This window comes from Streptomyces sp. SID5785, from assembly GCF_009870065.1.
Lineage (GTDB): Bacteria > Actinomycetota > Actinomycetes > Streptomycetales > Streptomycetaceae > Streptomyces.
In genome coordinates this window covers 1-1710 of sequence record NZ_WWIA01000353.1, presented here as the reverse complement: position 1 = coordinate 1710, position 1710 = coordinate 1, and the positions used below count along the sequence as shown (strand labels likewise).

The window sequence follows — 1710 nt, the reverse complement described above, 5'->3', positions numbered from 1 at the left end:
TCCGCGTGGACCGCGTCCACCCCGGCGAGGTCGACGACGAAGTGCCGCTGGCCGGTCCGCGCCATCCGCAGCAGCGGGCCGCACAGTCGCTCCGCCCGGTCCGCGTCGAGGTCACCGCGGACGTCGACGACGAGGACGGCCGGCACGCCGGCGTCCCCGCCGTCCTCCCACTGCGCGCTGACAGCCGGTCGCGGTGGCACCACGCTTCCCCCTCGGTCCGGGGCCGCCCTCCGGTCGCCGGCCCGCAACTGCGCGCCTGCCCAGGCCGCGGCGTCCCACACCGGAACGGCGCGTCAGGGCCGCTGCCCGCCCGGGTCCGCGACGAGGCGGACGAACGGGATGCCGCGCCCCGCGCGCCGGTACGCGGCGGGGCTCCCGTCGACCTCGAAGCCCATGAACGCGCACAGCCGGCGCGCGGTGCGGGGGTGCAGCGGCGCGTACCGTGCCATGATCTCGGCGCCCTCGGCCTCGGTCAGGAAGCGGGCCGTGACGGCGTGGCGGCGGTTGCCGACCTGGATCGTGGCCCGGGGCGTGGCCTTCAGGTTCCGGTACCAGGCGGCGCCCGGCCCGAATCCCGAGGCGAGGGTCCAGGTGCCGTGCTCCGGGTCGTGCGCGACGACCTCGAGGACGACCTTCCGGTCCCGTCCGGACACCCGTCCGGTGTGGTGCAGCAGCAGGAGCCGGTGGCCGAACAGCGGGCCGAGCCCGATCCGGAAGAGTCCGATCGGCAGCCGGGCGATCCGGCGGCGCCCGCCCCGCGGCAGTGCGGGACGCCGGGGTCCGTCCCCGCCCGCACCGGCGCCTTCGCGCTGTTCGTCGCGTCCGTGTCCGTGCTCGTGCTCGTGTCCGTGCTCGTCGACTGTCATCGCACGCCGCCCTCCCGAAACCATTGCACAGTCTAAACGTGCACCGTCCAGGGGCGCGGGCGAGCGGCCGGTCAGGGGTGGGTGGTCGAGACGACGAACACCATCGGGTGGTCGGGGTTCGAGCGGTTCACGACCACGCCGAGGGTCGGCGCCGGGTCCTTCTGGTCGTGGGTGAGGCCGTACCACGGGCCCGGACCGGTGAAGTCCCAGCCGGCGACCTTCCGGTCGCGCGCGCCGATCGCCTCGTCGTCCCGCTTCAGCTTCGAGGGGTCGGAGCCGACCGTGCGCAGGAACGTGTCGAGCCCCGTGTTGCTCGTCAGGAACTGTGCGTAGAGCCTGCTGACCTTGTAGTTGTTCGTCTCGTAGTACGCGACGTCGCGGGAGTAGGACGGGACCGGTATCTGGTAGAGCCTGCGCTGCACCTTCGACGGCCAGCCGATGGTCAGGCCCGTCGCCGAGTACTTCTCCTCCTTGTCCTTGCCGCTGTCCCGGCTCTGGTTCGCCGAGATCACCAGATAGCCGGCCGGGATGCCGATCAGCAGCACGATGGTGAGGAGCGTGAGCGCGCGGCGGCGGATCACGTGGCCGCGGGCCTCGGCCTCGCGGCGCGGCGGCTCCGCGTCCGGGCTCGGGGACGGGCGGGGGGTGGTCATCGCTGGTCTTCCTGTCACGTCACTACGGTCTTCGGTCGCGGGCCCGCTCAGTCCTGCTCGGCGCCGGCCCGGGCCTGGGCGTAGCGCTCGTACCGCTCGTACCGCTCGACGCGGCGGCGCTTGGCGCGGCGGAAGCGGCGGGCGACGAGCCGGGAGAGGTCCGCGGCGCCGACCATGCCGGCCTCGGGGCC

At 74.2% G+C, this 1710-nt stretch carries 3 protein-coding genes; all 3 read right to left on the bottom strand.

The window, feature by feature from the left end; genetic code table 11:
* Positions 1-203: hypothetical protein (locus tag GTW43_RS11600; RefSeq protein ID WP_202501339.1), on the bottom strand; the 203-nt coding region annotated here is incomplete at its 3' end.
* A gap of 90 nt (positions 204-293) precedes the next feature.
* Positions 294-866, bottom strand: a complete 573-nt coding sequence (locus GTW43_RS11595; RefSeq protein ID WP_161301573.1) for a nitroreductase family deazaflavin-dependent oxidoreductase — start codon at positions 864-866, stop codon at positions 294-296.
* A gap of 71 nt (positions 867-937) precedes the next feature.
* Positions 938-1519, bottom strand: a complete 582-nt coding sequence (locus tag GTW43_RS11590; protein ID WP_161301572.1) for a sugar kinase — start codon at positions 1517-1519, stop codon at positions 938-940.
* Between the last annotated feature and the right edge of the window lie 191 nt (positions 1520-1710).

Coding starts and splice junctions, on each gene's coding strand:
- GTW43_RS11590 (WP_161301572.1), bottom strand. CDS start 1,519: ATGACCACCCCCCGCCCGTCCCCGAGCCCGGACGCGGAGCCGCCGCGC.
- GTW43_RS11595 (WP_161301573.1), bottom strand. CDS start 866: ATGACAGTCGACGAGCACGGACACGAGCACGAGCACGGACACGGACGC.